The sequence below is a fragment of the Sphingosinicella humi genome (assembly GCF_003129465.1).
GTDB lineage: Bacteria > Pseudomonadota > Alphaproteobacteria > Sphingomonadales > Sphingomonadaceae > Allosphingosinicella > Allosphingosinicella humi.
The window spans coordinates 2,218,766-2,239,099 of sequence record NZ_QFFF01000001.1; the positions used below are offsets into that span (position 1 = coordinate 2,218,766).

At 63.9% G+C, this 20,334-nt stretch carries 25 protein-coding genes and 1 pseudogene; 13 read left to right on the plus strand and 13 right to left on the minus strand.

Going from position 1 to position 20,334, the window contains the following annotated elements; translation table 11 throughout:
- Window positions 1-81: 81 nt before the first annotated feature.
- From DF286_RS11030 to secB, 4 genes are all read right to left on the minus strand, one after another.
- Window positions 82-741, minus strand: coding sequence for a DUF4136 domain-containing protein (locus DF286_RS11030; RefSeq protein ID WP_109271478.1), 660 nt, complete (start codon window positions 739-741; stop codon window positions 82-84).
- Window positions 742-836: 95 nt separating this feature from the next.
- Complete coding sequence (gene trpS, locus DF286_RS11035) at window positions 837-1,835, minus strand: tryptophan--tRNA ligase (RefSeq protein ID WP_109271479.1); 999 nt, start codon at window positions 1,833-1,835, stop codon at window positions 837-839.
- Window positions 1,835-3,409 (minus strand): murein biosynthesis integral membrane protein MurJ, encoded by a 1,575-nt coding sequence (gene murJ, locus DF286_RS11040; RefSeq protein WP_109271480.1) that lies wholly within the window; start codon window positions 3,407-3,409, stop codon window positions 1,835-1,837. The genes trpS and murJ overlap by 1 nt, the downstream gene beginning before the upstream one ends.
- Before the next feature lie 28 nt (window positions 3,410-3,437).
- Window positions 3,438-3,959 carry a protein-export chaperone SecB gene (secB, locus tag DF286_RS11045; RefSeq protein ID WP_109271481.1) on the minus strand — a complete coding sequence of 174 codons (522 nt, stop codon included), beginning with the start codon at window positions 3,957-3,959 and terminating at the stop codon, window positions 3,438-3,440.
- Window positions 3,960-4,141: 182 nt separating this feature from the next.
- Here secB and DF286_RS11050 point away from each other — a divergent pair, with 182 nt between their 5' ends.
- From DF286_RS11050 to DF286_RS11065, 4 genes are all read left to right on the plus strand, one after another.
- A complete protein-coding gene (locus tag DF286_RS11050; RefSeq protein ID WP_109271482.1) occupies window positions 4,142-4,789 on the plus strand; it encodes a Tim44/TimA family putative adaptor protein in 648 nt (215 codons plus the stop codon).
- 135 nt (window positions 4,790-4,924) lie between these two features.
- Window positions 4,925-6,073: a murein transglycosylase A gene (gene mltA, locus DF286_RS11055; RefSeq protein WP_243444804.1), complete on the plus strand. Its 1,149-nt coding sequence runs from the start codon at window positions 4,925-4,927 to the stop codon at window positions 6,071-6,073.
- Entirely contained in the window at window positions 6,054-6,593 is a 540-nt protein-coding gene (locus tag DF286_RS11060; RefSeq protein WP_109271483.1) for a Smr/MutS family protein, read from the plus strand. The genes mltA and DF286_RS11060 overlap by 20 nt, the downstream gene beginning before the upstream one ends.
- A gap of 91 nt (window positions 6,594-6,684) precedes the next feature.
- Window positions 6,685-8,373 carry a putative bifunctional diguanylate cyclase/phosphodiesterase gene (locus DF286_RS11065; protein ID WP_158274669.1) on the plus strand — a complete coding sequence of 563 codons (1,689 nt, stop codon included), beginning with the start codon at window positions 6,685-6,687 and terminating at the stop codon, window positions 8,371-8,373.
- On the opposite strand, the gene dapE is transcribed toward DF286_RS11065, so the two are convergent.
- A complete protein-coding gene (gene dapE, locus DF286_RS11070; RefSeq protein WP_109271485.1) occupies window positions 8,370-9,506 on the minus strand; it encodes a succinyl-diaminopimelate desuccinylase in 1,137 nt (378 codons plus the stop codon). The genes DF286_RS11065 and dapE overlap by 4 nt on opposite strands.
- A 48-nt stretch (window positions 9,507-9,554) precedes the next feature.
- Here dapE and DF286_RS11075 point away from each other — a divergent pair, with 48 nt between their 5' ends.
- On the plus strand, window positions 9,555-10,019 hold the full coding sequence (locus tag DF286_RS11075) for a cupin domain-containing protein (protein ID WP_109271486.1): 465 nt from the start codon (window positions 9,555-9,557) through the stop codon (window positions 10,017-10,019).
- Here the strand turns inward: DF286_RS11075 and DF286_RS11080 are convergent.
- From DF286_RS11080 to DF286_RS11110, 7 genes are all read right to left on the minus strand, one after another.
- Window positions 9,998-10,663, minus strand: a complete 666-nt coding sequence (locus DF286_RS11080) for a glutathione S-transferase family protein (RefSeq protein ID WP_109271487.1) — start codon at window positions 10,661-10,663, stop codon at window positions 9,998-10,000. The two genes, DF286_RS11075 and DF286_RS11080, sit on opposite strands and share 22 nt — an antisense overlap.
- Window positions 10,664-10,775: 112 nt before the next feature.
- The gene (gene yihA / locus DF286_RS11085; RefSeq protein WP_109271488.1) at window positions 10,776-11,414 is read right to left on the minus strand and encodes a ribosome biogenesis GTP-binding protein YihA/YsxC; all 639 of its coding nucleotides are present in this window, start codon (window positions 11,412-11,414) and stop codon (window positions 10,776-10,778) included.
- Window positions 11,411-13,117, minus strand: coding sequence for a membrane protein insertase YidC (yidC, locus tag DF286_RS11090; protein WP_109271489.1), 1,707 nt, complete (start codon window positions 13,115-13,117; stop codon window positions 11,411-11,413). The genes yihA and yidC overlap by 4 nt, the downstream gene beginning before the upstream one ends.
- A 10-nt stretch (window positions 13,118-13,127) precedes the next feature.
- Window positions 13,128-13,340 carry a membrane protein insertion efficiency factor YidD gene (gene yidD, locus DF286_RS11095; RefSeq protein WP_109271490.1) on the minus strand — a complete coding sequence of 71 codons (213 nt, stop codon included), beginning with the start codon at window positions 13,338-13,340 and terminating at the stop codon, window positions 13,128-13,130.
- Window positions 13,337-13,774 carry a ribonuclease P protein component gene (rnpA, locus tag DF286_RS11100; RefSeq protein ID WP_109272152.1) on the minus strand — a complete coding sequence of 146 codons (438 nt, stop codon included), beginning with the start codon at window positions 13,772-13,774 and terminating at the stop codon, window positions 13,337-13,339. The genes yidD and rnpA overlap by 4 nt, the downstream gene beginning before the upstream one ends.
- Before the next feature lie 23 nt (window positions 13,775-13,797).
- Complete coding sequence (rpmH, locus tag DF286_RS11105; RefSeq protein ID WP_109271491.1) at window positions 13,798-13,932, minus strand: 50S ribosomal protein L34; 135 nt, start codon at window positions 13,930-13,932, stop codon at window positions 13,798-13,800.
- Between the two features lie 86 nt (window positions 13,933-14,018).
- A complete protein-coding gene (locus tag DF286_RS11110; protein WP_109271492.1) occupies window positions 14,019-14,333 on the minus strand; it encodes a hypothetical protein in 315 nt (104 codons plus the stop codon).
- Between the two features lie 61 nt (window positions 14,334-14,394).
- On the opposite strand from DF286_RS11110, the gene DF286_RS11115 reads away from it, so the two are divergent.
- The 6 genes and pseudogenes from DF286_RS11115 to DF286_RS11140 all read left to right on the plus strand — a co-directional run bounded on the left by DF286_RS11115 (window position 14,395) and on the right by DF286_RS11140 (window position 18,345).
- Complete coding sequence (locus tag DF286_RS11115) at window positions 14,395-14,868, plus strand: nucleoside deaminase (protein WP_109271493.1); 474 nt, start codon at window positions 14,395-14,397, stop codon at window positions 14,866-14,868.
- Window positions 14,869-14,922: 54 nt separating this feature from the next.
- A pseudogene (locus DF286_RS11120) lies at window positions 14,923-15,567 on the plus strand (magnesium chelatase domain-containing protein); the annotation flags it as partial.
- Window positions 15,568-16,003: 436 nt separating this feature from the next.
- Window positions 16,004-16,534 (plus strand): hypothetical protein, encoded by a 531-nt coding sequence (locus DF286_RS11125; RefSeq protein ID WP_109271495.1) that lies wholly within the window; start codon window positions 16,004-16,006, stop codon window positions 16,532-16,534.
- Window positions 16,531-16,941, plus strand: a complete 411-nt coding sequence (locus DF286_RS11130; protein ID WP_109271496.1) for a hypothetical protein — start codon at window positions 16,531-16,533, stop codon at window positions 16,939-16,941. Before DF286_RS11125 ends, DF286_RS11130 begins: the two co-directional genes overlap by 4 nt.
- A 159-nt stretch (window positions 16,942-17,100) precedes the next feature.
- Window positions 17,101-17,877: a ParB/RepB/Spo0J family partition protein gene (locus DF286_RS11135; protein ID WP_243444874.1), complete on the plus strand. Its 777-nt coding sequence runs from the start codon at window positions 17,101-17,103 to the stop codon at window positions 17,875-17,877.
- Between the two features lie 99 nt (window positions 17,878-17,976).
- Window positions 17,977-18,345 carry a hypothetical protein gene (locus DF286_RS11140; protein ID WP_109271498.1) on the plus strand — a complete coding sequence of 123 codons (369 nt, stop codon included), beginning with the start codon at window positions 17,977-17,979 and terminating at the stop codon, window positions 18,343-18,345.
- Between the two features lie 34 nt (window positions 18,346-18,379).
- Here the strand turns inward: DF286_RS11140 and DF286_RS15575 are convergent, their stop codons facing one another.
- The gene (locus DF286_RS15575) at window positions 18,380-19,036 is read right to left on the minus strand and encodes a recombinase family protein (RefSeq protein ID WP_109271499.1); all 657 of its coding nucleotides are present in this window, start codon (window positions 19,034-19,036) and stop codon (window positions 18,380-18,382) included.
- Between the two features lie 353 nt (window positions 19,037-19,389).
- On the opposite strand from DF286_RS15575, the gene DF286_RS11150 reads away from it, so the two are divergent.
- Both DF286_RS11150 and DF286_RS11155 read left to right on the plus strand, forming a co-directional pair.
- The gene (locus DF286_RS11150; RefSeq protein WP_109271500.1) at window positions 19,390-19,707 is read left to right on the plus strand and encodes a hypothetical protein; all 318 of its coding nucleotides are present in this window, start codon (window positions 19,390-19,392) and stop codon (window positions 19,705-19,707) included.
- Window positions 19,671-20,330, plus strand: coding sequence for a hypothetical protein (locus DF286_RS11155; RefSeq protein WP_146193605.1), 660 nt, complete (start codon window positions 19,671-19,673; stop codon window positions 20,328-20,330). The genes DF286_RS11150 and DF286_RS11155 overlap by 37 nt, the downstream gene beginning before the upstream one ends.
- Window positions 20,331-20,334: the final 4 nt, after the last annotated feature.

Sequence of the window (20,334 nt, forward strand, 5' to 3'; positions counted from 1 at the left end):
ATTGCGAGGAGCGAAGTGACGAAGCAACCCAGTTCTGCGCCGGTCTGGATTGCTTCGCTTCGCTCGCAATGACGATGGCGGTCAGCGGTCTTGGGGCGGCGGAACGGTGATCTTCACCGTTTCGCCCGAACGGCCCGGGAAGCCCGTGAACATCGCCTCGACGAGGTTCGGGACGAGCACAGGCAGTTCGTTCGTGCGGGAGCGCGCCTGGGCCGTTCCCTCGAACACCGACTGGCCGTCGGCGGTGCGCCTTATGTCCATGTCCACGAAGCTCGTATAGACGGTATAGGTGTCCACGTCATAGGCGAGCGGCCGATACCAGAAGGGGTCGTGCCACCCATAATAGAAGGGATGGGCACGATGGCCGAAATAGCCCCAGCGCGAATAGAAGGGATCGTAGAAGCCGCCATAGCCGAAGCGGCTTGATGGGTAGGTGCGAACCGCCGTGCGGCCATTGTCGACGCCGTAATCGAGCGTCACGAGCAGCGTGGCGGCATCGGGTGAGGGCGCCTCGCTATAGCCCTCGGCAAGGAGATTACGACGAACCAGGTCGGCATATTGCGAGAACTCCAGCCCGCCCCGGTCCTCCGGATTGGCGGCCTGGATGACGAAGCTCTGCCCTTGCGGCGCCGGCATTGCCTGGAAGCGCGAGACCTGGGCGGGAAAGCCGGTCGCGCAGGCGCTCAGCGTCAGCAGCGCCACGGGCGCGGCGAGGGCGAGGAATTTCTTGGAAAGCGACATTGAAGGGGCGCCTTTCGGAACAAGGATTACACTTTACACAAGCGCTTGCCTTATCACCACGCCGCTGAACGGTTGCTGAAGGGCGACAAGCGGTGTCAGCGTTTGTTGGGCAATCCCAATGCCTTATAGGCGCCGTCCAGAGTCGGTTGCGCCAGTGATGCCGCGCGGGTCGACCCCTGTTCCAGTATCCTATCGATCTCTTGCGGATGAGCCATCAGCTCGTCCAGCCGCGCCTTGATCGGACGCAGCGTCTCGACCGTCAGCTCCGCCAGCGCCGGCTTGAAGGCGCCGAAGCCCTGGCCGGCAAATTCCTGGAGGACGTCCTTCATGTCGCGCCCGGCGAGAGCCGCATAGATGCCGACGAGGTTGCGCGCCTCGGGCCGGGCTTCGAGTCCATCGACGGTATCCGGAAGCGGCTCCGGGTCGGTCTTCGCCTTGCGGATCTTCTGGGCGACCGTGTCGCTGTCGTCGATGAGATTGATCCGGCTCATGTCCGAGGGATCGGACTTGGACATTTTCGCCGAGCCGTCGCGAAGCGACATGATCCGCGCCGCGGTATCGCCGATCAGCGGCTCGGGCAGCGTGAAGAGATCGACGCCATAGTCGGTGTTGAATTTCGTCGCGATGTCGCGGGCCAGCTCCAGATGTTGCTTCTGGTCCTCGCCGACCGGAACGTGGGTCGCCTGGTAGAGGAGGACGTCGGCCGCTTGCAGCACCGGATAGGCGTAGAGACCGACGCTCGCGCCCTCGCGGTTCTTGCCCGATTTCTCCTTGAATTGCGTCATCCGGTTGAGCCAGCCGACCCTTGCCGTGCAGTTGAGGAGCCAGGCGAGCTCGGCGTGTGCGGGAATGCGCGCCTGATTGAACAGAATGGCCTTGTCGGGATCGATGCCGCAGGCGATCAGGGTCGCCGCCGCCTCGCGGATGGTCGCGGCGAGCTGCGCCGGCTCGTTATAGACGGTGATCGCGTGGAGATCGGCGAGGAAGATCAGGCACTCGGACTCGTGCTGCATCTCGGTCCAGCGCTTGATGGCGCCAAGATAGTTGCCGAGATGCGGATTGCCTGTCGGCTGGATACCAGAAACGACGCGCATCAGGCGGTCGCCTTTCGACGCTTGAACATGGCAATTTTCTCCTTGTCGATGGCGCCGATCATCAAGGCGACTCCGAAATAGACCAGGGCGCCGGTGCCGATCAGGGCGCCTATGGCGAGCGTGCGCTCCGGGATCGAGCCCGAGAACCAGGGCCACAGCCATTGGCGCAGCGGCCACAGCGCGGCCACCATCGCCGCCGTGGCGGCGACCTGGCGAAGCAGCCGGCCGCCGAGCACAGGATCGATCCTATAATGGTCGCGCCGGACCAGTATCGCATAAAGAACGAGGCTGTTGAGCCAGGCGCCGGCCGCCGTCGCGCCGGCGAGGCCGACAATGCCGAACCGCTCGATGAAGACGAGGTTGAACAGGATGAAGACGAGCAGCGCCGCCACCGCGGCCCAAACCGGCGTTCTCGTATCCTTGCGGGCGAAATAGGCGGGGGTGAGGACCTTGATCAGCACATAGGCGGGCAGACCGGCGACCAGCGCCACCACGACGCTGGCGGTGATGCTGGCATCGAGCGCGCTGAAGCGGCCGCCGAGGAAGAAGGCGTTGACGAAGGGGCCCGCACACACCGCGAGCGCGGCGGCGGCGGGAAGGGTCAACAGCATCGCCAACTCGATGGCATTGGATTGGATCCGGTCCGCACCCTTGCGATCCTCGGTCCCGATATAGCGCGAGAGCATGGGAAGGATGGCGGTGCCGAGCGCAATGCCGATGATGCCGAGTGGAAGCTGGTTCAGCCGGTCGGCGAAGTTCAGGTAGCTCAGGGAGCCGTTCGGCAGCCGCGTCACGAAGAAGAGCTGGACGAACTGGTTCACCTGGTAAACGCCCGCGCCGAACACGGCGGGAAGGATGATGATGCCGAGCTCCTTCACCTCGGGCGTAAGCTTCGGACGCCGGATGCGGAGGCGAACGCCGGCCCGGTGCGTCCAGACCCACAGCCAGAGGAGCTGAAGGATCCCGCCGCCTGCGACCGCGAACGCCAATATGTAGGCGACGAGCGCGTCGTTGCCCGTCTCGCCGCGCATCTGATCGCCGAGGAGCAGGCCCACGATCAGCGCCAGGTTGAGCAGGATCGGAAAGGACGCGCCGGGCGCAAAGCGCGACAGCGAGTTGAGGATGCCGGTCAGCAGGGAAACCAGGCTGATGAGCAGGATGTAGGGAAAGGTGATCCGCGTCAGCGCGACGGTGAGATCGAACTTGCCGGGAATCTCCTGATATTCGCTCGCCATCACCCAGATGACGCCCGGCATGGCGATTTCGAACAGGGCGGTGAAGATGATCAGCAGCGGCACGAACACCGACAACACGTCGCTGCTGAATTCCTCGGCCGATGCCTGGCCGTCTTCGCTATGGAGCCGGCGGCTGAACATCGGCACGAAGGCCGCGGAAAAGGCGCCTTCCGCGAAAAGCCGGCGGAAGATGTTGGGAAGCTGGAGCGCGAGCAGGAACGCATCCGACGCGACGCCGGGACCCAGGATGCGGGCCAGCATCATGTCGCGGACAAAACCCGCGACGCGGCTCACCATCGTCAGCCCGCCGATCGTCCCGGTGGCTTTGATAAGGCTCATGGCGCCTCAGCCCCCGCTTCGGTTGGGTTCAGGCCTGACCGACGACGTCCCCGGACAAACCCCCGACCGTATCCGACTGCAGTTGCGCCGCACGCTGCATGTAGAGCGCGCCGAAATCGATCGGATCGAGCATCAATGGCGGGAAACCGCCGTCCACGGCGGCGTCCGAGATGATGCGGCGGGCGAAGGGGAAGAGAAGGCGCGGCGCCTCGGCCAGCAGGAAGGGTTGCAGCTGCTCCTCGGGGATGTTGCGGAGGTGGAAAAGGCCGGCATAGACCAGTTCCACCTGGAAGGCGCTGCGCTCCTCCGCCTGGGCAGTGACCTCGATCTTGAGGACCACCTCGTGAACGTCCTCGCCCACTTTCTGGGTGCCGATATTGAACTGGACGTCGATCTTGGGCTGGCCCTGCCACTGGTAGACCGCCGGAGCATTGGGGTTCTCGAAGGAGAGATCCTTCACATATTGGGAGACGATGCCGACCTGCGGGGTCTTGTCGCCGCCATTTGCAGCCTGATCCTGCCCGCCCACAACGCCTTCTTGTCCGGCCATTTTTTTGTTACCTTTACGGATATGAGGAAGCGCCGGACTCGAAGGCCTCGGCCGTTGGCGCGCGGGTAGCAGGCGCGGGGCGTCCGTGCAACATGGGGCTGTTGGCGAAGACGGTCGGACGCGGCATTTGAATCGCGGACCCTTCGGCCCTATGTAGGCGTTGATTTACTGGAGAGACATGAGTGACGGTGGAGATTGTCCTGCTGGCGTTGGTGGCCTTGTTCGTGGGCCTGCGCCTCTATGCCGTCCTCGGTCGCCGCACCGGCCATGAGCAGCAGCCGGTGACGCGGCCTGAAACGGTGCCCGGCACCGACCAGCCCGCTCCCGTCACGGATATCTCGCCGGATCGCAACCGGGCGAGCGGCCTCGTCTATGAGGAGTCTGCGGCCGGCGGCATTCGCGCCATCGTTGCCGCCGATCCCTCATTCGACGTCGCCCGCTTCCTCGAGGGCGCGCAGGCAGCCTATCGCATGATTCTCGAGGCCTTCTGGAAAGGCGACCAGGACACTCTCGTCGAGCTCGTCGGTGATGATGTCCGCGCGTCCTTCGCCGAAGCTATCGCCGAGCGGGAGGCGGCGGGTTACAGGCTCGACAATCGCCTGATCACGATCGAGCGGGCGATGATCGAGGAAGCCCGGCTCGACGGCCGCGCGGCCAGCCTCACGGTCCGCTTCGATGCCGACATCGCGGCGGTGACGCGCAACCAGGAAGGCGAGGTGATCGCCGGTTCAATGAGCGACGCCGTCGAGACGCACGACATCTGGACCTTCCGGCGTACATTGGGTTCGGACGATCCCAACTGGCTGCTCGTCGAGACCGACGAAGCTTAAGGGCCACTTCGCGGCGCCCGTGGCGCCCGCAATTCCAGCTTCTCCTTTCCTCGACCGGAACCCCGCGGTTATAGTCGCCCGGTGCGGGATTCGGGCTTCATAGACAAGTTCAGGCGGAAGGCGCGTTTTTCGGCCTTGGGCGCGGCCCTGCTCGCGCTCGCCAGTTGCGCGCCGACCGTCATTCCGCCGTCCCGGCAGCCCGCTCCGCCAGCGCCGCCGCCGGCCGATACCGCCCTTTCCGCGGGCGTGAGCGCCGGCCCCGCCCTTTCCGGGCTCGGCATCACGCCGACTTCGGCCGGCAACGCCCTCGTCGCCTTCCGGATCAGCTGCCCGTCGCTGATGAAGCGGAGCGACGCGTCCGGCCTCACCCGGCCGGAAGACTGGTCGGCGGCCTGCGCCGCGGCGGAGCAGTGGCCGACGGCCCAGGCCGAGGCTTTCTTCCAGGGCTATTTCGAGGCTGCGGAGGTCGGCGCCGGGGAAGCCTTCGCCACCGGTTATTTCGAGCCGCAGATCCTCGGTTCGCGTGAGCGCAGGCCGGGCTACGATGTGCCCATCTATGCCAAGCCCGATGATCTTCTCGACGCCAATCCCTTCACCGGAGAGACGGGGCGCGGCCGAGTCGATGGCGACGACTATGTGCTTTATTATGAGCGCGCCGAGATATTGGACGGCGCTCTCGCCGGGCGGGGGCTGGAGATCGCCTGGGCGGCCGATCCGATCGACCTCTTCTTCCTCCATATTCAGGGTTCCGGCCGGCTGCTGCTGCCCGACGGCGGCGTGATGCGGATCGGCTATGCCGGCCAGAATGGCCGCGAATATGTCGCCATCGGCCGTATGATGAAGGAACGGGGGCTTCTCGGCCCGGGCCAGACGAGCATGCAGGGTATCGTCGCCTGGCTGCGGGAGCATCCCGAGGAAGGCCGCGCCATCATGCGCGAGAACAAGAGCTATATCTTCTTCCGCGAACTGACCGGTCCAGGCCCGATCGGAGCGATGGGGCATCCGGTGACGCCGCGGGCGACCGTCGCCGCGGACCCGAAATTCGTGCCGCTCGGCGCGCCCGTCTTTCTGGCGGTCGACAAGCCGGAGGCGTCGGGCCTGTGGATCGCTCAGGATACGGGCGGCGCGATTAAGGGCGCCAATCGCTTCGACACTTTCTGGGGCGCGGGCGAAGAGGCGAAGCGCATTGCCGGCGGCATGCAGGCAAATGGCGAGGCCTATGTGCTGCTCCCCAAGGGAACGGTGGCGCGACTGAACACAGAATATGCGGCGTCTCAACGCTGACGAGCGGGCGCTGTGGGAGAAGGTGGTCGCGAGCGTTCGTCCCATCCATTCTCACGGCGCGGCCACCTCGGCGGAGGATGAACCGCCGTCGGCCGCGTCGCCGCCGGCGCAATCGGCTCCTCGCCAGCGGCCGCGGCCCGCTCCCCCGGCCCGGCCGTCCACAACAGGACCGGGCGTCACCCTCGACAACTCGTGGGACCGGCGTCTCGGCCGCGGGCTGGTGCAGCCCGACATCACCGTCGATCTCCACGGCCACAACCTCGCCACCGCCTATCATCTGCTCGACCTGAAGCTCGAGCAGGCGCTGGCAATGGGCGCGCGAGTGATGCTGCTGATCACGGGCAAGCCGCCGTCGGAGCCTGTTCGGCCGGTGGCCCGCGGCGCGATCCGTGCGGCGGTGGGCGATTGGCTGGGGGCCTCGCGCCATGCCGGCGACATTGCCGCTGTCCGCAATGCGCATCCCCGCCACGGCGGCGCCGGCGCGCTCTACATCATCCTTCGCCGCCGCAAGGTCCGATAGACGGAACGTTAAGGCTCGCTCACTAAGCTGGTGGATGCGCCATCCACTATTTCGGATGCGCAACGGACCGGGGCGGATTGTGTGGGGGGCGATGAAGGACAGGCTGGAGCGAATCAGTAACTTCATGGTCTCGCTGTTCGCGGGAATCGCCTCCTTTGTGTTTACGCTGGTCGCCGTCATCATGCTGCGCGACCTCGACGAACAGATTGCGGCGTCGCTCACCATGGGGCTGTTCGCGCTGCTCATCGTCTGGGTGGCGTCGGAACGGCCCAACAGTGGGCATGCCCGCGCCGTCAGCGCGCTGATCGACCGCCTGCTTGCCGTCGACAAGGGCGATCTCACCTCTCCCGCGCCGGCGGTGGTCCGCCATGAGATGCCAGCCCTTGCCTCCGCGGTCGACAATCTGTTCGCCCAGGTGCGCTCCAACCTCGACAACGTCCATGTGATGGCCCTCTACGATCCCGTCACCGCGCTCCCCAACCGCATTCATTTCAAGGGCGAGGCCGACCGCATCCTCAAGACGCGTGGACCTGGTGAGCGGGTTGCCCTGCTGTTCATCGACTTGGACGGCTTCAAGGAAGTGAACGACAATCTCGGCCACGCCCTGGGGGATCATGTTCTGACGATGGTCGCCAATCGGCTGCGCGAGGTGGTGAAGGCCGAAGCGCGCCCGGCGCACGAGCCGCAGCCGCTCCTCGCTCGGCTCGCGGGCGACGAGTTCACCTTGCTCCTGCCCGCCGTGGAGGACGCGCAGGAGGCCGAACGGATCGCCGGCCTGGCTCTCGCTGCCATCGGCCAGCCCTATAGCGCCGCCGAGCACTCCGTCGACATGGGCGCCTCGATCGGAGTCGCCATCTGCCCGCGCCACGGCGAGGATCTCACCAGCCTGATGAAGGCGGCGGATACCGCCATGTACGACGCCAAGGCCAAGGGACGTTCCCGGGTCTCGCTCTATCGCCCCGAAATGGCGGCGGCCGTCGAGCAGAAGATCATGACGGAAAAGGCCCTGCGACAGGCCCTCGCGCGCGGCGAGTTCGAGCTTGCCTTCCAGCCGCAGATCTGCGCGCGCACGGGCTCGGTGCTGGCGGCCGAGGCGCTGCTGCGCTGGAACCACCCGACCGAGGGCATGCGGCTTCCCGGCAGCTTCATCGCCGTCGCCGAGGAAAGCAGCCTCATGGTCGACATCGGCGACTGGGTGATCGATGCCGCCGCGGCGACGCTTCAGCGCTGGCGCGCGGCCGGCATGACTCAGCGGCTGACCTTCAACGTCAGCCCCCGTCAGCTGGAGCGCCCGGACTTCTTCAAGCGCCTGCGCGAAACCCTCGCCCACACCTGCGCTCCCCCTTGGCTGCTCGAGCTTGAGTTCACCGAGAGCCTCGCCATGAAATGCGACGAAGCCGCGCTTTGCGAACTGGCGGCGCTGCGCGAGGAAGGCGCCTCCGTCGCCATCGACGATTTCGGCTCCGGCTATTCGAACCTGTCGCGTCTCAACGACATGCCGTTGGACCGCATCAAGCTGGATCAGGGGTTGGTCCAGGGGGTCGACGTATCGGACGGGGCCCGTACGATCGTCTCGGCTGTCATCCATCTCATCCACGGCCTCGGCTGCGAGGCCGTAGCCGAAGGGGTGGAGCGGACCGAGCAGCGCGACGTGCTGCGGGCGATCGGCTGCGACCTCCTCCAGGGCTTCGCCTTCGCCGAGCCGATGGGCGAGGCGGAATTCGTCGCCTGGATCGGTGATCACATGCTGCCGCCGGCGCGGCTGCCGAGGATCGCCTAGCCGGCGCCCAAGGCCGACTCGATCATCCGCCTGTAAATGGCGCGGAGGGTCCTCAGATCGTCGACCGCGACGGCCTCATCCAGCTTGTGCATCGTCGCGTTCGGAAGGCCGAATTCGATCAAGGGACAAAGCCGGGTGAGGAAGCGCGCGTCGGACGTGCCGCCGCTGGTCGAAAGGACCGGCGTCAGGCCGGTTTCAGCGCGGATGGCGTCGGTCATCATGTCGGAGAGCGGCCCCGGCTCGTTCAGGAAAGCCTCGCCCGAGATCTTCGCCTCGAACCGCGCGCCGGGCGCATGCGCCTCGACGATGTCGCGCACGCGTTCGACCAGTTCGGGTCCGCGCTGCCGGTCATTGAAGCGGATGTTGAGACGCGCATGGGCCTCGCCCGGGATGACGTTGCAGGCGGGATTGTCGACCCTGAGGTCGGTGATTTCGAGGTTGGACGGCTGGAACCACTCGGTGCCGTCATCCAGCGGCATGGCTTCGAGCGTGGCGAGGATGCGGGCGAGGCGCGCGATCGGGTTGTCGGCGAGATGCGGGTAGGCGACGTGACCTTGGGTGCCGGGGACGTCGATCCAGATGTTCACCGAGCCACGGCGGCCGATCTTCGCCATGTCGCCGAGACGATGCTCCGACGTCGGCTCGCCGATCAGGATCATGTCGGGGCGGATCGAGCGTTCCGCCATCCATTCCATGATTGCGGCGGTGCCGAAGACGGCGGGGCCTTCCTCGTCGCCGGTGATGATGAAGCTTAGCGTCCCTCGGTGGGTCGGCACGTCCGCCGCCGCCGCGACGAAGGCGGCGATGGCGCCCTTCATGTCCACTGCGCCCCGACCGTAGAGGAGGTCGCCGCGTATCTGGGGCGTAAAGGCGTCGGACGTCCAGCCGTTGCCCGCGGGAACGACGTCGATGTGACCGGCGAAAGCGAAATGGGGCGAGCCGCTGCCGCGCGAGGCGAAGAGATTCTCGACCGGTCCGTCCGGCGCGCTGCCGGAGAGGAAGCGATGTACCTCGAAACCGAGTTCCTGCAGCGCCTCACCCAATATGGTGAGAGCGCCCGCTTCCTGCGGCGTGATGCTGGGGCAGGCGATGAGGCGGGAGGCGAGGTCAACGGGGTCGATTGCAGCGGTCATGCACGCGGCCTAGCAAGGGGACCACGCCTTGCCCAGCGGAGTAATGCGATGCCGAAGATCGACCTCGACTCGATCGAACTCACCAACCGGACCGGCTATCCGGCGCCGTTCGCGCAAGACGTGGCCGGCCGCTGGTATCGACGCCTCGCGCCGGCCGCGGGGCTTACCGATTTCGGCGCAAGCCACGTGACGCTGAGGCCCGGCGCGATGTCGAGCCAGCGGCACTGGCACGAGGGCGAGGACGAGCTCGTCATCCTCCTTGCCGGGGAGGCCGTGCTGGTCGAGGAGGATGGCGAGACCGTGATGCGGCCCGGCGACGTCGCCGCCTTTCCAAAGGCGAGGGCGAACGGCCATCATCTGGTCAACCGCAGCGACAGGGACTGCGTCTTCGTCGCCGTCGGCAAGGCGGCGAGGAGCGATTGCCACTATCCCGACATCGATCTGCATCTCGATGCCAAGAGCGGCGGCTACACGCATAAGGACGGGAAGCCCTACGTCGCCGGAACCTCATAATTTTCGATGATCCAAGGCTCGTCCTGGGCCGCCTGGATCCATTCCCGCATCCAGGGATGGTCGAGGATCGCTGCCATATAGGCGGCGGCGAAGCGGGGCACCGGGATGGAATAGGTGGCGAAGCGGGTGACGACGGGCGCGAACATGATGTCGACGGCGCCGAAGGTCCCGAACAGATACGGGCCACCCCTGCCGTGCAGTGCCCGTGCCTGAGCCCATAGCTCCATGATCCGGACGATCTCGGCCCGAACATCCTCAGACAGCTCCGTCGGCGGGAACTGCTTTCGAACATTCATCGCATAGTCGCGCCGGAGATTCTGGTAGCTGGAATGCATTTCGGCGGCCATCGACCGGGCCATCCCGCGGGCAGCGTCGTCGGTCGGCCAGTAGCGGTCACGGCCGGTCTTGTCGGCGAGCCATTCAATGATGGCGAGGCTGTCCCAGATGACGGTCTTGTCGTCCCACAGGATCGGCACCTTGCCGCCCGACGGCGCGAACTCGTCGCCCTCGCGTCGGCGATTCCATTCCTCGTCGAACATGGGAACGGTGATTTCCTCGAAGGGCAGGCCGGACTGCTTGACCGCCAGCCAGCCCCTCAACGACCAGGAGGAATAAGCCTTGTTGCCGATGATGAGCTTGAGCATCTTTCCTCCAATCGTCATCCGGAACTTGACGCGGGATCCATGAACACAGGTTGAGCCGGTTCGACCGGCGATGTTCATGGACGCTGAATCAGCCCAACATGACGGCCGCTCGTCAGCCTATCGCCTCCACGACCGCGCGTCTCAACCGATCAATGCCCAGCCCGGTTTCGCTCGAGGTGGTGACGATCTCCGGATGAGCCGCCGGATGCTTGCGCGCTTCCTCGGCCGTCCGCTTCTCGACCTCCTGAAGCTCGCTCGCCTTCACCTTGTCCGCCTTGGTGAGGACGAGGTGATAGCTGACCGCCGCATCGTCGAGCATCTTCATGACCTCGCGGTCGATGTCCTTGAGCCCATGGCGGCTGTCGACGAGGACCAGCGCCCGCTTCAGCACCTGCCGCCCGCGAAGATAGTCGTTGACGAGAAAGCGCCATTTTCGCGCCACCTCTTTCGGGGCCTTGGCGAAGCCGTAGCCGGGCATATCCACCAGTCGGAAGCGCAGCGGCTGGCCGACATCGAAGAAATTGAGCTCCTGCGTCCGCCCGGGCGTGTTGGACGTGCGGGCGAGATCGCGGCGGTTGGTGAGCTTGTTGAGCAGCGACGACTTGCCGACGTTGGAGCGGCCGGCGAAGGCGATCTCCTCCACTTCCGGTTCGGGCAGGAACTGGAGCGAGGGCGCCGATTTCAGGAAAGCGATCGGCCCGGAAAAAAGCTTCCGGGCCGTCTCGTCGAGGTCGTCCGTCGCCTCGCTCATTTCGCCTCGGCCGCTTCCTTCATCTGCGGATGGCGGCTGTAGAGCCACTTCTGCTGCGCGATGGTGAGGATGTTCGACACCGTCCAGTAGAGCTGCAGGCCCGCCGCGAAGGGCGCCATGATGAACATGAACACCCAGGGCATGATGGAGAAGACCTGCTTCTGCACCGGGTCCATCGGCTGCGGATTGAGCTTGAACTGTAGCCACATGGTGATGCCGAGCAGGATCGGCAGGATGCCGAGCGCGAGGAAGGCCGGCGGCGTGAAGTCGAGATAGCCGAACAGGTTGACCGGGGTCATCGGATCGGGCGCGGAGAGGTCCTTGATCCACAGGATGAAGGGCTCGTGCCGCATCTCGACCGCCAGCATCAGCACCTTGTAGAGCGCGTAGAAGATCGGGATCTGAAGCAGGATGGGGAGGCAGCCCGCCATCGGGTTCACCTTCTCCTCTTGATAAAGCTTCAGCATCTCCTGCTGCATGCGCGGCTTGTCGTCCTTCCAGCGCTCCTGGATGGCCTTCATCTTGGGCTGCACGATGCGCATCGCGGCCATCGACTTGAACTGCTTCTGGGCGATCGGGAAGAGCAGCAGGCGGACGATGAGCGTGAGACAGATGATCGCCAGGCCGAAATTGCCGAGCGCGTGGAACAGCCAGTTCAGCAGGGCGAAGATCGGCTTCATGAACCATTCGAACCAGCCCCAGTCGATGGCCTTGTCGAATTTCGCGATGCCCAGATCGTCCTCATAATGGGCGAGCAACTCCACCTCCTTGGCGCCGGCGAACAGCCGTGACTGGTGCGTCGCCGCCTGGCCCGGGGCGATGATCGTGGGCTCGACGGTGTAATTGGCCTGGAATCCGCCATTGGCGCCGCGCCGGAAGGCGGCGGAGATGTCGGCGGGCTGAGGCGGTACCAGTGCCGTCAGCCAATATTTGTCGGAGAAGCCGAGCCAGCCGCCGGTGCTGGAGAAGCGCTGGTCGCCTTCCTCGGCAATGTCCTCATAGCTCCAGTCGTAATTGGCGGCGTCGTTGAATACGCCGATGGGCCCGACATGCATCGTCCAGCTGTCGGGATCCTCGGACTCCTCCGCCCGGCTGATGAGGGCGTAGGGACGCGCCGCAACGGCGCCGGTGCCGCTGTTGCTCACCCTCTGGTCGGCGGTGAACATATAGCCGTCATCGACCGAGAGGCGGATGTCGAAACGCTGCCCCTGGCCATTGTCCCAGCTCAACGTCACGGGATTGCCGGGGGCGAGGCGGGTGCTGCTCGCCGTCCAGACGGTGTCGGGGCCGGGGAGCGTCATGCCTTCGCCGGTCCAGCCGAAGCTCGCGAAATAGGCCTGGGACGTGCCGGACGGGGAGAGCAGGCGGATGAACGGCGAATCCTCGGCCAGGCTCTGGCGGTAATCGGTGAGGACGAGATCGTCGACCCGGGCGCCGCGAAGATTGATCGAGCCCCTGAGACGCGGGCTTTCGATCGCCACGCGCGGCGTTTCCGCCAGCACCACGGCGCGGTCGCGGATGGCGGCCGGGGCGTCCGCGGCGGGATCCTCGCCTGGCTGCGGGATCGGCACCTGCTTGCCTTCGACGATCTTGGTGGACGGCTCGCTCGCCGTCGGGAAGTAACGATCCGAAATGAAGCTCCAGCCCAGGAGCACGATCGCCGAAAGGACGATCGCCAGGATCATGTTGCGGTTGTCGCTCACTTACTTCCCCTCAAGGTACTGGGTCATAGCCGGATCCCCCCCAGGGATGGCATCGGGACAGGCGCTTGGCGGCCATCCAGCCGCCGCGCAGCGCCCCATAGCGTTCAATGGCGGTGATTGCATAGGCCGAGCAGCTGGGCGTGTATCGGCACGAAGGCGGCAGGATCAGCGACGGCCCAAGCTGCCACCCTCGCGCGATCAGGATGAGGAACTTGCCGATCATTGGCTCGCCCCAGTTTCAGCCCCACCCGTTCGGGCCGAGCTTGTCGAAGCCCTCTCCTTCTCCTCTTCAGCGCCAGAAGTGGAAGCGAGCCCTCCGACAGGCTCAGGGCGAACGGGAGAGGGGGCAATTTTCTTCAGGGCTTTTCTGAGCTCAGCCCGAAGCAGGCCGAAATCCCGCTCGATACCGCCGGCCCGACCGATCAGGATATGATCCGCCCCGGCGATTCCCTCTGTCGGCAACAGCTCCCGGGCGAGGGCGCGAAAACGGCGCTTCATCCGGTTGCGGACGACAGCGCCGCCGATCTTCTTGGTGACGGTGATGCCGAGCCGCATGGCGGAATCGCCATCTTCGCGCTCGCGCACCAGCAGGACAAATCCCGGCATGGGCGCGCGGCGGCCGCGATTCGCCGCGAGGAAATCCGCGCGGCGGCTGATCGTCCGGATGTCGCCCGGAGCGCTTACGCCGACAGGGTCTTGCGGCCGCGGGCGCGGCGGGCGGCCAGGACCTTGCGGCCGCCGACGGTCGCCTTGCGGGCGCGGAAGCCGTGACGCCGCTTGCGCACGAGTTTGCTCGGCTGGAAGGTGCGCTTCATCGCTCATACCTCGAAAGAAATTAAAAGGGCCGCCGGTTAGGTGGCGGCCTCGTTGGGGGCGCGGATATGCAAAAGTGGGGCGCAAGTCAATCATCGAGCGCGCGCAATTGCCGCTCCTTGCGCAGCCTTTCACGGCGTCGGGCGCTCGGCCGGCGCAATCCCCAGTCCGCCCAGGCGCCTTTCTTGGGGTGCCGCCGTTTGAACTGCACATAGCGCCGCTTCGCCCATTCGCTATATTTGAGCACCAGCGCCAGTCCGGTCGCGAAGACGATGACGCCTCCTGGTCCAGGCACGACGCCCACCAGCGGTGCCGACACGATCAAAAGCAGGCCCAGCACGAACAGGCTCGTGCGGACCGCAGGCACCTTGCCGAGCGCTATCCATTTGCGGCGCAGCTTCATGGCCGCTCATGTGGGTGGGGCCGGTTCCCGGCTCAAGGCAGACGAAAGCAAAGGATCGACAATGACAGACGACAAGGCGTTCATCGAGGAAGCGATCCAACTGGCGCGCGAGAATGTGGCAAAGGGGGGACGCCCCTTCGGTGCGGTCGTTGTGAAGGACGGCGCCGTGATCGCATCGGGCGTCAACGAAATGCTGGCGAGCGGCGACCCGACCTCGCATGCGGAGCTGAACGCCGTGCGCGCCGCCGCCCACGCGCTTGCGTCGCCGCGCCTGGACGGGTGCCGCGTCTATGCGAGCGGTCATCCGTGCCCGATGTGCCTCGCCGCCATGTACATGACCGGCATCCGCGACGTCGCCTACGCCTACTCCAACGAGGAGGGGGAGCCTTATGGATTGTCGACTTCGACCATCTACGAGGACCTGGGAAGGCCGTTGCCGGAGATGCCTCTCAATCTGGTTCATGTGCCGGTGCCATCGGAGCCGGGTGAGGGGCTGTACGACGATTGGGCCCGCATCCGGCGCGAAGCCGGCTGACTCGACTCGGCGGCGGTGTGACGCCAGAGTGTAGGCCGTCAGGGGGGAGTTCGCATGGTCGCGCATGTCGCCACGGTGGCGTTTCTGGGGCTCGAGGCGCGCGCCGTCGAGGTGCAGGTCCAGATTGCGAGCGGCCTGCCGAAATTCGTCGTCGTAGGTCTCCCGGACAAGGCGGTCGCCGAGAGCCGGGAGCGGGTGCATGCGGCGCTCGCCGCCATCGGCCTCTCGCTTACGCCCAAGCGCATCACCGTCAACCTGTCGCCGGCCGATCTCCCTAAGGAGGGGTCGCATTACGATCTTCCGATCGCGCTCGGCCTGCTCGCGGCCATGGGCGCGGTCGATGCCGAGATGCTGGCCGGCTATGTCGTCATTGGCGAGCTCGGGCTCGACGGCCGGCTGGCGCCGTCGCCGGGAGTGCTGCTCGCGGCGATGCACGCCTCGTCGCGCAGCCTCGGGCTCATCTGCCCGGCGGCGCAAGGATCCGAAGCCGCCTGGGCGGGCGACATCGAGGTGCTCGCCGCGCCCGACCTCATCGCGCTTCTCAACCATTTCCGCGGAAGCGCGGCTTTATCGCCGCCCACGCCGGGCGAGGCCGATCCGCCGGGGTTCGGCCCCGACCTCGCTCAGGTGAAGGGGCAGGAGACCGCCAAGCGGGCGTTGGAGATCGCCGCGGCAGGTGGTCACAATCTCCTCATATTGTGTATTCAAGACCCCTCTAGACATCTGAGTCTGAGCACCTCAGGATGGGCAAGGGGTTCATATGAAACGAATCGTTGGGGTTTGGGTGTTCGCGGCGGGGTTGGCTGCGTGCCAGTCCTCAGATTCGCCGCGTAGCGCATCGGAGGCGCGGCCATCGACGCCAGCCGACACTGTCGCTGTTAGCGAGCCGCCAGTCCCTTCTGTCGATGTGCTTCTGGGGACGACGCCGTTGCCTACCTCCGACTGGATAGACGGAAAAGCTCGGATGGGATTGGCGTATTGCACCTCCGACACCGGGGCTGCCGTTGTAGATGCCAGTTGTGGTTGGCCCCCGGAGGCGCGATGGGCGAGTGCCACGACAACGGCGACCGCCGCATTTGCAGACGCGGATGTCGCGGCTCCATTTCTCCCTTGGCCCCCTCCCCAACCGAGTAGCATGGACAGCCTTACGGGTCGGGTGAGCCTGAAGGGGCGGCTGGGTGACGTTGCTCAGCGATTGCGCTCCAAACTCGATGGGAAAGGCTATGACAAAGTCCTCTATTTTGGAGTGGAGGGCGGGTTCGCAATGGCCACCGAACTTGAGCGATTTGCCGCTGACGGGAGCCCTGTCGCGGAGAAGCGGTTTTCGACGGGTAAGATAGGGGGATGGCTTGGTGCCTTCGACTACTTCAAAAGGCTTGTCTGGGGAGAGGATGGGCGCTTCCGAGTTTTTGTGTTCGTCGTGACCAATCGAGCTTTTACGCCTGCTTCGTACGCCGCGACTGAAACCGATTTGGGTCGCTGGCGGTCCACCGGAAGCTTGATACTGCCCCCTCGGGTGTCGACCACGCCTGTTCCGTCGGGTACGACCGTCACTCTCCTGGTGTACGAATTTCAGGCCGATAAGGGTCGGGAGGGGAGGCTGGTCGCCGAGAACGAGCGACTTCCGTTCGCAATTCACGCGAAATCCCTTGGATTTGCATCATGACGCGTGAGGAAGCCCTCCAGCGGGTACTGTATGTGTGGCTCGGTGTCGCACCACTTCTTGGATTGCTGATTTTGGCCCAGGCCGTAGCAGGGAAATATGGCGACGACGCTTCCTCGGCTTGGAGCTGGTATCTGGCGCTTATAGTCCCTCCAGTATCCATTCTAGTGACTGCGGCCTTGGTGGACCCTAAAGCTAGCTGGAGAAACGCCGCAGCTCATGCCTTTAAGTATCGATTGGCATTTTGGGGAAGCGGGGCGCTCCTCTTCATTGCGTTCACCTTGTTACTGGCGGAGCCGGGTATGGAGGCAGCGCCCTACCAATTGTTTGAGCAATCGGCGATATTGCTCACGGTCCTTCAAGGTATAGTTCTAGCAGCCATCGGAGCTGTGGTGTTCGACCGCCGTTGAGCGGGGGCTGTACGCTTCTTTCTGTTTCGATGTCTTTCTGGCACACCCGCGATAGCTATGCTCCGCACAACCCGCAGCCTAACCCGCTGAAACATAAACATCTATTCGAAGCTGCCGAGGCGGGTCAACGACCGGAAAAGCCATATTATCCAGATGGCGATGCCTAGCTCGCGCCTCTATACCGCATGTGCAAATTGTACACCTGTATCCTCGGAGAGTCCCATTTCAGCTCCTGATATTCAGCGCCTCAGATGGCGCCAAGCATCCCTCGGCGTTTCAATCATTAAGCTAGATAGGCGATTTCAACCGCGAGACACCCTGAGTGAGAACACAGTTGCTCGATACAAAGCGGCGATGCTGCGTGGTGATGCGTTCCCGCCAATCTCTGTAGCCCGTATCGGAAGGGAGCTGTTCGTTGTTGATGGCTTTCATCGTTTGGAAGCCGCCCGGGCAGCGGGACTTGAGACCGTTGAGGCTCGCGTAGCAAACATGCAGGAGGATACCGCAGTAGCCGTTGCAATCGAGGCTAATGCTACCCACGGGCTCTCATTGAGCCGAAGCGACAAGCGTCGATGCTTCGCCCTGTATGTCGAAGCGGGAAGGCATTTACGCCTGGACGGCACCGTTAAATCTCTTCGACAAATCCGACGAGAACTCGCCAACATAGCTTGGCCGAATACAATTTCCCGTTGGTTGCGCGATGCCAATATCCAGCCAACGATTGAAGATGATGGTCCGGTCGTCTCCTGGGTAGACAATGATATTACACAGGGCGAGGGTCTCGACAACGAGCGGCTCTCTGAACTCCAGGCATTCGTGGACTCCGCAGACTACCTGTATCAGCAGCTCGAAGATGCAGAGAGTCGACTGGTCGCGCGTGAGTGGATTAAGAGGCTGTGGTCCCGAGTAGAGGCCCACGATGCCCTGGAGATTTGAATGTAACTCGACGCAAATGGCGGGCAATTAACATCCCCAGAATGCCAGGGGGCAGGGGAGAATGTTAGCGCGCGAGGCGCATTGGGGGGAGGAATGCATGTGAAAGCAATCTTTATAATTGGCTGCCTTGGGGCACTTGCAGCTTGCGCGAACAACGATGGGCCGACTGAGGATGAACTCTTGTCGCAAATTGCCCGCCTGGAAAACGAAAACGCGGAGTTGGCGCGGCAGCTTGAGGATGCGCAAACAACCATCGAGGACGCTCAAGCGAGCTTATCGGAAGTCGAAGCTGCTGTTGCCTCCGTACAGAATGCTCATTCTGAATTAGACCATATAGCTGCACGCTTCGACTACGACGATTGGAGGTATGTAGTTCCTGATTTGGACGAGGCAGTTAGCGAGTTGGAATCCGCAGAATCTCAGGTGTCCCAAAGCCTATCAGAGACAGCCTCGGTCCTTGAGAATTGACGCTAGAGCCAGCGTTCACAGCTAGGTCCATGCCTCACAGAACCCTGAGCACCTGAGTTGCCGTCCAGTTTCCTCCCCGTCGCGTCCGAATGCCTTTTTCGTTCAATGAACGTGCCAACGCCGACGCGCTAACGATACCTTCGGCCTTTAACGTCTGAAAGACAGGAGCAATCCTCTGGCGGAATTCCTCAGCCGCCTTCCGCTTGGCTTCCCGCCCCTGCGCTGGGTCCACCTTCACACCCCGGAAGCCACCTAGCTTCACGCCCCGTGCCTTCGCCGCCGCAAGAGCTGCCTTGGTCCGCTGAGAGGTAAGTCCTGCCTCCAGCTCAGCTACAGCCGCCATCTGAGTCAGAATGAAGCGCCCCATCGCTCCCTCGACTTGCGGCAGGTCCCCGAATGCCACGTCCACTCCGCTGTCAATCAAGGTGAGGAGGAATTTAGTGTCTCGCGATAGACGGTCTAGCTTCGCTACAAGGAGCGTTGCCCGCGTGAGTTTCGCGTGGGCCAGCGCCTTAGCCAACTCCGGTCTATCGCCTCGCCTCCCACTCTCTACTTCCACGTATGTAGGAGAAAGCAGCGAGTCCCCCGGTTTCAGGAATTGCCGGATAGCTTCCTCCTGAGCCTCTAGGCCCAATCCTGAGCGACCTTGCTTGGCCGTGGAGACGCGGACGTATGGAACATAGGCGGTCATAGCTGAGGCCTTTACATACCAGTGAACGGACGTTGACTAGTATGTAACATGCTAATGCCTACCTGTGAATCCCCTTTTGTGCGGAAGCTGGTGGGCTCACGGTGCATATGTCGGCCGGTCGTTAGGTATGATGGGGGCGAGTGAGCTTGGCCGGGGAGGGGCGGTTCCATTTTCGGCGGGTCGCCTTTGCTTTCGGCTGGGACTCCTACGGGTCCCATTTCCTCCGCGTCTCGGGTCCCCCTGGCATTGCAATTAGACGTTTCAAAAAAGCCGTTAAAGCCTCGGCCACGGTTGTTGTTGTTCCCATCGTTGCGTCACAGTAAGGTTTCGGAAAATTCAGGGGGAGAGAGGGGATGGGGGCTGTTGTCAGTGCATTTCACGCGACTTTCGTTTTGGCCGCGACGTGGCTTGTCTTGTTGCCCATTGGGGTCCTGAGAGCCTTTATCATTTGCGACATGTGGGCTTGGTTTGTCGTTCCGTTGGGCCTGCCTCAAATTGGCGTCTTACATGCCTTCGGGTTGTCGCTATTCATCGGCTTGTTTATGGACCCGTCACTCTCAGCAATGCTTGCGCGTGAGGACAAAGAAGCATCGCTACAGGTATTCGCTCAAAGCGTATTCGGCTGGCTGTTCACATGGGCGGCGGGCGCGGCTATCGCCGTGATGCTGTGACGGGGGTTGCCTCAGTGAAATACCGGGAGTTCTATAACAGCTTACTGCGCACCATCTACGAGGCCGCGGAAGTGCATGGGCCTGAGTATTTCACCATCGGAGAGATGGCAAAGGTGGCTGAATTGCCGCTGCGCGACAATTGGATTGCCCGCTTTTCAGATGAGACCGCTACGAACGGTCACGCCCAGGTATCGGGGCACATGGGACCGCGCGAGACATGGAAGGTCCGTATTCGGGCTCCCGGCTCAGCATTCGTCGAAGAACATATCGAACGGGATAGAGGATGGGGGTTCGCCGTCCCTAGCGGCGATGAAGCGCAGCCTCCCCGCGAGTTGGGAAGCGTAGCGAATAGTCGCTCCGCCTCGTCCGCCCGCGCATCGCTCCCGCACGAAAGCCAGGAATTGCTTGTCTCCGCATTAAAAGAAGCTGAGGACGCGCTAGATAGTCTTCGTATGGGCAACAGTGAGAAGTCCCAGGCGCGAGCCTATATAGTTGCGGCACTCAGCTTGGCCGAATCACCTGAGCCGCCGGCCGACTTGATATGGGAAATCGTCAATCGGGCGAGCCAAATCTCGGGCATCGCTGCTCTTTTCGTCTCCATCGTCGCTCTATTCGTGCAATGAGTCC

Bases quoted from the DNA above. Each gene is read 5' to 3' on its own strand.
- DF286_RS11060 (WP_109271483.1), top strand. From the start codon at position 6,054: ATGCGGCGTCTCAACGCTGACGAGCGGGCGCTGTGGGAGAAGGTGGTC.
- DF286_RS11115 (WP_109271493.1), top strand. From the start codon at position 14,395: ATGACAGACGACAAGGCGTTCATCGAGGAAGCGATCCAACTGGCGCGC.
- DF286_RS11135 (WP_243444874.1), top strand. From the start codon at position 17,101: ATGCCTAGCTCGCGCCTCTATACCGCATGTGCAAATTGTACACCTGTA.
- DF286_RS11150 (WP_109271500.1), top strand. From the start codon at position 19,390: ATGGGGGCTGTTGTCAGTGCATTTCACGCGACTTTCGTTTTGGCCGCG.
- rpmH (WP_109271491.1), bottom strand. From the start codon at position 13,932: ATGAAGCGCACCTTCCAGCCGAGCAAACTCGTGCGCAAGCGGCGTCAC.
- DF286_RS11130 (WP_109271496.1), top strand. From the start codon at position 16,531: ATGACGCGTGAGGAAGCCCTCCAGCGGGTACTGTATGTGTGGCTCGGT.
- yihA (WP_109271488.1), bottom strand. From the start codon at position 11,414: ATGAGCGAGGCGACGGACGACCTCGACGAGACGGCCCGGAAGCTTTTT.
- DF286_RS11030 (WP_109271478.1), bottom strand. From the start codon at position 741: ATGTCGCTTTCCAAGAAATTCCTCGCCCTCGCCGCGCCCGTGGCGCTG.
- DF286_RS11065 (WP_158274669.1), top strand. From the start codon at position 6,685: ATGAAGGACAGGCTGGAGCGAATCAGTAACTTCATGGTCTCGCTGTTC.
- DF286_RS11125 (WP_109271495.1), top strand. From the start codon at position 16,004: ATGGACAGCCTTACGGGTCGGGTGAGCCTGAAGGGGCGGCTGGGTGAC.
- DF286_RS11110 (WP_109271492.1), bottom strand. From the start codon at position 14,333: ATGAAGCTGCGCCGCAAATGGATAGCGCTCGGCAAGGTGCCTGCGGTC.
- secB (WP_109271481.1), bottom strand. From the start codon at position 3,959: ATGGCCGGACAAGAAGGCGTTGTGGGCGGGCAGGATCAGGCTGCAAAT.
- DF286_RS15575 (WP_109271499.1), bottom strand. From the start codon at position 19,036: ATGACCGCCTATGTTCCATACGTCCGCGTCTCCACGGCCAAGCAAGGT.
- DF286_RS11075 (WP_109271486.1), top strand. From the start codon at position 9,555: ATGCCGAAGATCGACCTCGACTCGATCGAACTCACCAACCGGACCGGC.
- DF286_RS11155 (WP_146193605.1), top strand. From the start codon at position 19,671: ATGGGCGGCGGGCGCGGCTATCGCCGTGATGCTGTGACGGGGGTTGCC.
- DF286_RS11080 (WP_109271487.1), bottom strand. From the start codon at position 10,663: ATGCTCAAGCTCATCATCGGCAACAAGGCTTATTCCTCCTGGTCGTTG.
- dapE (WP_109271485.1), bottom strand. From the start codon at position 9,506: ATGACCGCTGCAATCGACCCCGTTGACCTCGCCTCCCGCCTCATCGCC.
- yidD (WP_109271490.1), bottom strand. From the start codon at position 13,340: ATGATCGGCAAGTTCCTCATCCTGATCGCGCGAGGGTGGCAGCTTGGG.
- murJ (WP_109271480.1), bottom strand. From the start codon at position 3,409: ATGAGCCTTATCAAAGCCACCGGGACGATCGGCGGGCTGACGATGGTG.
- trpS (WP_109271479.1), bottom strand. From the start codon at position 1,835: ATGCGCGTCGTTTCTGGTATCCAGCCGACAGGCAATCCGCATCTCGGC.